We start from the raw sequence: 6,404 nt of genomic DNA, 5'->3' as shown, positions 1-6,404 counted from the left end.
ACAAACAAGATGCTGTACAACCTGATTTAGAGTTGTTAGATGTTTTTGCCGATCAACTCAACTATCGCAATGTCATCAGTGCGAATCTACAAAACTTCACCCCAACATTTGTGAATCGCTTAGAAGTCGAAGCTACGGTACAAAAAGTGGGCGAAGAAGAAATTTTATACCAAGCCAGTCAAGAACAAATGCAAATGGCGCCAAACTCGAATTTCAACTTTCCGATTTCTTTAGAAGGCGATCGCTTTCGTAGTGGAGAGTATCTATTGAAAATGACGGCACGTTCTGGGAAAGAGGAATGGGAATGGGAACGGAAGTTTACGATCGATGCAGATGAAGCCCGAGCATTAAATCAAGCAGATGTCACGATCGATACAAGTATCAATTGGTGGATGATCGGAGCAATCAGTTTACTGATTTTACTGGCAGCAGTGATTCTTTATTTGCTAATCAAGCAAAAAAAACAATCCAAAAAGCAAGAGATGTAAGGAGTGAAACAAGAATGGTAAATATTCGTAAGAAAGTCGCGTTATGTGGTACCTTTCTTTTACTATGTCAAATAATGCCATTGTCCATAGGACAAATCTATGCGGAAACGAATGAAACTGTAGATGAAAAAAAAACTGTTCCGATGAATCAATCAGATCTAACAAATTTAGTTGAAGAGATAGATTTATCTGAACCTCGCTTTTCCTGGCATGAGCCACATAAGCAAGTGAATATGAATGAAGAAATGGAAATGACGATTTTTTCAGACAAAGAAGTTTCTGAAGTAAAGCTTACTGTACCGAATGAAGCAACTATTTTAGAAAAAAATCTGCCAGCAGGAATATTCTTGAAAAGAGGCCCATCAGATCAAGAATGGGTACTTACTTCCTTGAAGGCACAAAACACCTTTTCACTTCCGATTACCTTTGAAGATGAAGGAATGTTTGAATTAGTAGTAGATGATTCTGTTGCTACAATACAGGTCCTACAAGACAATGAAGATTCTACAGATGACTCGTTAAGTGATTCTGTTGAAGAAAATAGTCAGGATGAAGGTTCGTTAGAAAATGATGATTACGAAGACACCCCGATTCAACGCAATAATGTTAGTGTTGGAAACTTCGCAAGTTTGCAGAGGGCGGTTTCAAATGCTGTGGCAAATACAGAAACGATTATAACAATAACCAACTCCTTTGCTTTTACCTCAAGAGTTAGTATTCCGCAAGGAAGAAACATTCGATTACAAGCTACTAGTTCTCGAACATTAACTAATTCTGGGCCTCAGCAGCATTTTTTAGTAACGAATAGTCAATTGACTTTGAGTGACAATGTTATCCTTGATGGGGGTGGAGTGAAAGTAACTGGAACTACAGGGTTATTCACACTAAATGGTGGAATTGTCCAGAATGGTAAGGCGTCTGATGGAGCGTCTATCGATATAAGTAGTAGTGCTCAGATGGTTATCAATAGAGGAACGATTAAGGATGCTGACTTTAATGCAATACAAATTTGGACAGGAACGCTTACGATGAATGGAGGCACAATCTCTGGAGGATCTCGAGGAGTACGTGCAGTTTCGGGCGCTGCTGGGACATTTATTATGAATGGTGGAACAATTGAAGGCACAGGGGTAAGTTTATTAGGTACCGCAACGTCCATTATTAGAAATGGGGTAATAAGCAATTCAGAAACGAACGGTATATATATCGGTGGTACTAACACCAACCTAATAATAGAAGGAGGGATCATCGAGAACTCTGGTACTGAAGGGATCTTAATCGATTCAACTTCCACATCTGTTATCCAGAGGGGTGGAACAATAAAAGACTCAAAAGACAGCGGTATACGTATTACACAAGGTGTTTTTGAAATGAATGGTGGATCAATCATTGAAAATGAAGGGACTCATGGAGCGGGAATTTATGTCGAAGAATTAGGGACAATCGATTTAACTAGAGGAGAGATTCGAAATAATCATGCCTCAATTGGTGGCGGAATTTATTTTGAATCACTAACAAATAATCTAAGAATCTCAAGTGCGGTAGACTTTAGTGGAAACCAATCCGACAATCACTATGCACCACCATTAAATGTAGAACAAGCATTTCCGAATATTTTATCGCGGTCAAGTTCTATTTCAGAGTATAATCATCCGTTAAATGGTTACGATATTGATTATGAAACAAGTAATCCTCAAATAAATACTTTGACAACAACTAGTAACTTAGAGAATGCTGGTAAGGTATTTTTAGACAATGAAGAATATAGCGGAGAAAGAAAAGTAATTGGAAATACCAATATAAATATTCAAGCCAAGCCCAATGAGGGCTACCGTTTTGTTTCCTGGGAAGTCGTATCTGGAACAGGCTCAAGAATAGCGGATACAACTTCAGAGTCCACGACGTTTACGATGGGGAGTTCTAATACGGTCATTCAAGCGAACTATGAAGAAGAGTTGGCGATCGTAAGCCCAGTCGATCCTCTTGATCCAGAGACAGAAATTGATCCAGAAAATAAACCCCAGCTTCCTGAAGATCAGGGACGTTTAAGTATCGATTTTGTCTCGCAATTCCACTTTGGTACGCAAGGTATCTCGGCGAGAGATCAAACTTATTTTGCCCAACCGCAACGGTTATTGAATGAAGATGGGACCATCAACGAGACAGAAGAACGACCGAACTATATCCAAGTCAGTGACCGTCGCTCAGATACAGAACGCCATGGCTGGCAATTAGCGGTTACGCAAAAAACACAATTTGAAAATGAAGTAGGCCATCAGTTGACGGGTTCCCAACTGCGCCTAACGAACCAACAATTAGCTACTGCACAAGATGGTATAGCACCTGAACTCCAACAGACCAATCCATTGGCATTGACTCCAGGTGTTAAACGGGTATTATTGATGGCTCAGGGTGATGAAGGGCAAGGAACTTGGATTTATCGCTTTGGCGATGAAGAAACAGCATCGGAGAGCGTGGCGCTTACGGTACCCAGAGGAGCAACTCCTGAGGCTACAACCTACAAAAGCACACTGACGTGGGAATTGAGTGCTGTTCCTAGTAATTAAAAAAGAGCTCTCTACATCTGTTGTTTCTTTAATGAAACATACTATCTACCAAAATGATCCACAAAATTAGGCATGATTTCCTGTGGATCCATCAATAGATAAATTTTATACTGTCAATTAGAAAGGAGTCTACAAGATGGAAATACCAATAACGAAGGATATTTATCTGCTTCAGTTGCAAGAAAGCATGCCACAAGATAAAAGGGAGACAAAAAAATTGAATGAGTACCTAAGGCAACAGTTCGAGCAACTGAATCAATTTATAAGTACGATTTCACCAGATAATTTTACGGAAAATTTCCCGAAGATCTTAGAGATAGATGCGAAATTAACACTAATGGCAGAATTGATTTGTTATGACTATAGCAAATTGCCAATACAAGAGATCCTTCGGATCGTTGAGACAGACTACCGTACGTACTTCAAGGAACTTTGCGGGAATGAACTGAGTACAAAAAATAACTATTCGATGGTATTTAATGTAGTCTAAAAATAAACTTGTAAAAGGGTTGTTTAGAAAAAATAATTTCTAGGCAATCTTTTTATATTTATATAATTTAAGCAACTTTCTTTTTTCATAGAATTATTTAACAAATCTATATTCAGTTAAACAATGCATTCAATAGACAACAGGAGTCCAACAGAGTATACCTGGATAATCAAAAAAAAATTGAGGATAGATCACTATTTGTATGAGGACATTTAAGTTGAGCATTTAAAGTATTGATGCTATAATAGGAGTGCGAAATGAGATAAGCTATACACGAATAGCACAAAAGCCAACCCTATTGCGAGTAGGGTTGGCTTTCTTTATGTTCGTTGCGACTCCGAACATGTGGGTTAGAGACAACTTGCTTAGTTATCGTCTTTCTCGTCTAACCAGTGAGAAACTAGTTCGATGACTAGTCCAACAAAAATTGGTGCGATAACCAATGAGATAAGCTCTTTCACGAAAAACACCCCCAATCAGGGGCAAGCTGCCAAAAAAAGTATAGCATTAAAACTAATAATGTACAAAAGTAGTTGGCAATCTAAAATAATCAGAAATTTATTGATTATAAAGAAGTAGCCTAAAATAAGTAAGTTGTTTATTGGTTTAAATTATATAGTAAGCAATTTCTTGTATATATAATAGAAATAATTTGTTTATTTTGATATAAAAGTATGAAAAATCGACATAAAAAATGTTGTAAAATATTTTACCTAATAAAACAACAACTTCTCAGGAGTTAACTGGAAGTTGTTGTTTTTGTTTTATCTATCTTATCAAGATAACGATAGATGGTTGTTCGAGAAACATTCCAACGTTCGGCAATCGTTTTAATAGGCGTACCGTTATCTACTAGAGTCTTCAGTAGTTCCAAATCCTGAGAAGTTAACTTCTCAGGACGACCACCAAACCTTCCTCTTGCACGTGCAGCTTCTCTTCCAGCAGCCGATCTTTCCAAAATCAAGTTGCGCTCAAATTCGGCAAAAGCCGCAAACAAATGAAACATAAGTTGTCCCGTAGAGCTAGATTTGTCCATTGTAATATTTTCTTGAAGACTATGAAAACTCACACCACGTTCATTCAAACGATTGACGATCGAAATCAGATCTTCCATATTTCTTCCTAGGCGATCCAAACGCCAAACTACGAGAGTATCTCCAGAACGAACAAAATCGATGGCCATTTCCAATCCTGGTCGATTACTTTTTGCTCCACTCATATGATCAGTGAAAATCTTCTCACAACCAAATTTGTTTAAACTATCTTCTTGTAAATCTAAATTTTGTAATCCAGTGGATACTCGAGCATATCCTATTTTCAAAAAAATCACTCCTAACTAAAATCTATTGTAACATAACTTTATCTATATAGATTAAATGAACATAGATTTTGATATGGGTTTATGAACACTAAAAGTATAAAAAAATTTAAATTTAAGGTAAAAAAATAAAGTGTCCAGAAACGGACGATATACTGGACACTTAATGCATGAATAAACATTTTTAAAATCTTTGCGTTACTTAGTGTTGTATAGTAATATTAAAAGAAAGGAGTGATATCTATGCTTATTACAAAATCTAGATTACAAGGAAGTTCTGTAGTGATTACTCTTCCGTCTGATAATGGAAAAAAACCTTCGGATAACCAGGAATATATCGTTGTATATTCTGATGATGGAACAATTACGTTAGTTCCTAAAATCGGTGATCCATTTAGTGGAGGAGAAGAAGCTGAGTATTATGAAAAAGATGAATGGGAAGAGCTAACTCCTGAAGGGAGAGAAATTTTATAGTGTCAGAAGATAAGAATTACATTCCTAAAAAAGGGGATATAGTTTGGATTGATTTTGATCCTTTAACAGGAAACGAAATTCAAAAGAGATGTCCAGGATTAGTTGTTTCTCGATATGAGTTTAATCGGAAGACAATGTTTGCGGTAATTTGTCCAATTACTTCTACTATAAAGAATCTACCGACACGCTATTCTCTTCCTGAAGATTTAGATACAAATGGGCAAGTACTTATTTCGCAATTAAAATCACTTGATTTCAAGAAAAGAAAACTCAAAAAGGTAGAAAATTTACCTTTACAAGATATGGCTAAAATTGATCAGATTATCCAGTATATATTTTAAATATTGTAAATCTAATTACGATACTTAAGGCTGTAGACAAACTCTTATATTCGGAGTGTTGTTTGCAGTATGAACAATCCAATGATCACTTGGATTGTTTTTTTGTGTGTGAAATTTAAGCGCTATCTTTTTGTTCGAAAAAATTACATAAAAAACAGATTAGCTTTAGAAAGAGAATAGGTCTGTAATGTATGATAGTAAATATAACAAGAGAAACATAACTAAAACAAATAAAAGAGGATGGTTTTTTATGATGAAAAAAGGAACAAAGTATAAAGGGTATCTAGTATTAGTATTTTCGATTGGTCTTTTAGCAGCATGCAGTTCAGAGACCAAAGATACAAGTGAATCAGAGATGCCCAATGTAAAAAGTGAACGAAAAGTAACCGTAGATGGAAAGGAAATGACTGAACGTGTATTGGATAATGGAATGGCTGTTCTGACGCCAGATGAAGAAGAGTCGGAAAAAAGCGAAGATTAAGTATAATTTGACTATTCTAAGAGCACTTTTTTTATGATTGATCTTAATGAAGGAGCAAAAGTATAACAAGAGAAACATAACTAAAACAAATGGAAGAGGATGGTTTTTTATGATGAAGGAAGGAACAAAGTATAAAGGTTATCTGGTATTAGTATGTTCTATCGGTCTTTTAGCAGCATGCAGTTCAGAGACCAAAGATACAAGTGAATCAGATATGCCAAAAGTAAAAAGTGAACGAAAAATAA

General features: G+C 36.2%; 8 protein-coding genes. 6 read left to right on the top strand and 2 right to left on the bottom strand.

From position 1 onward, the window contains the following. The 3 genes from P3R27_RS14080 to P3R27_RS14070 all read left to right on the top strand — a co-directional run. Positions 1-488: DUF3324 domain-containing protein (locus P3R27_RS14080; protein WP_301399106.1), on the top strand; the 488-nt coding region annotated here is incomplete at its 5' end. Positions 489-502: 14 nt separating this feature from the next. After that, on the top strand, positions 503-3,055 hold the full coding sequence (locus tag P3R27_RS14075) for a WxL domain-containing protein (RefSeq protein ID WP_301357487.1): 2,553 nt from the start codon (positions 503-505) through the stop codon (positions 3,053-3,055). Positions 3,056-3,191: 136 nt separating this feature from the next. Continuing rightward, positions 3,192-3,545: a DUF7006 family protein gene (locus P3R27_RS14070; protein WP_126133862.1), complete on the top strand. Its 354-nt coding sequence runs from the start codon at positions 3,192-3,194 to the stop codon at positions 3,543-3,545. Between the two features lie 365 nt (positions 3,546-3,910). Here P3R27_RS14070 and P3R27_RS14065 read toward each other — a convergent pair whose 3' ends face one another. Together P3R27_RS14065 and P3R27_RS14060 are read right to left on the bottom strand one after the other, a co-directional pair. Further along, entirely contained in the window at positions 3,911-4,006 is a 96-nt protein-coding gene (locus P3R27_RS14065; RefSeq protein WP_140444174.1) for a type I toxin-antitoxin system Fst family toxin, read from the bottom strand. A gap of 278 nt (positions 4,007-4,284) precedes the next feature. Then, entirely contained in the window at positions 4,285-4,866 is a 582-nt protein-coding gene (locus P3R27_RS14060; RefSeq protein ID WP_195514589.1) for a recombinase family protein, read from the bottom strand. Positions 4,867-5,106: 240 nt separating this feature from the next. On the opposite strand from P3R27_RS14060, the gene mazE reads away from it, so the two are divergent. From mazE to P3R27_RS14045, 3 genes are all read left to right on the top strand, one after another. Continuing rightward, entirely contained in the window at positions 5,107-5,337 is a 231-nt protein-coding gene (gene mazE, locus P3R27_RS14055; protein ID WP_034690889.1) for a type II toxin-antitoxin system PemI/MazE family antitoxin, read from the top strand. After that, positions 5,337-5,678, top strand: a complete 342-nt coding sequence (locus tag P3R27_RS14050) for a type II toxin-antitoxin system PemK/MazF family toxin (RefSeq protein WP_034690887.1) — start codon at positions 5,337-5,339, stop codon at positions 5,676-5,678. The genes mazE and P3R27_RS14050 overlap by 1 nt, the downstream gene beginning before the upstream one ends. A gap of 253 nt (positions 5,679-5,931) precedes the next feature. After that, complete coding sequence (locus P3R27_RS14045) at positions 5,932-6,159, top strand: hypothetical protein (RefSeq protein WP_235186416.1); 228 nt, start codon at positions 5,932-5,934, stop codon at positions 6,157-6,159. The last annotated feature ends 245 nt before the right edge of the window (positions 6,160-6,404 follow it).

The sequence above is a fragment of the Enterococcus spodopteracolus genome, assembly GCF_030441955.1.
GTDB classification, from domain to species: Bacteria; Bacillota; Bacilli; order Lactobacillales; family Enterococcaceae; genus Enterococcus_B; species Enterococcus_B spodopteracolus.
This window is presented reverse-complemented; position numbering and strand designations above follow the sequence as displayed.

What these genes read in the sequence shown, in the direction of transcription:
- mazE (WP_034690889.1), top strand. Translation starts at nt 5,107, where the DNA reads ATGCTTATTACAAAATCTAGATTACAAGGAAGTTCTGTAGTGATTACT.
- P3R27_RS14070 (WP_126133862.1), top strand. Translation starts at nt 3,192, where the DNA reads ATGGAAATACCAATAACGAAGGATATTTATCTGCTTCAGTTGCAAGAA.
- P3R27_RS14045 (WP_235186416.1), top strand. Translation starts at nt 5,932, where the DNA reads ATGAAAAAAGGAACAAAGTATAAAGGGTATCTAGTATTAGTATTTTCG.
- P3R27_RS14075 (WP_301357487.1), top strand. Translation starts at nt 503, where the DNA reads ATGGTAAATATTCGTAAGAAAGTCGCGTTATGTGGTACCTTTCTTTTA.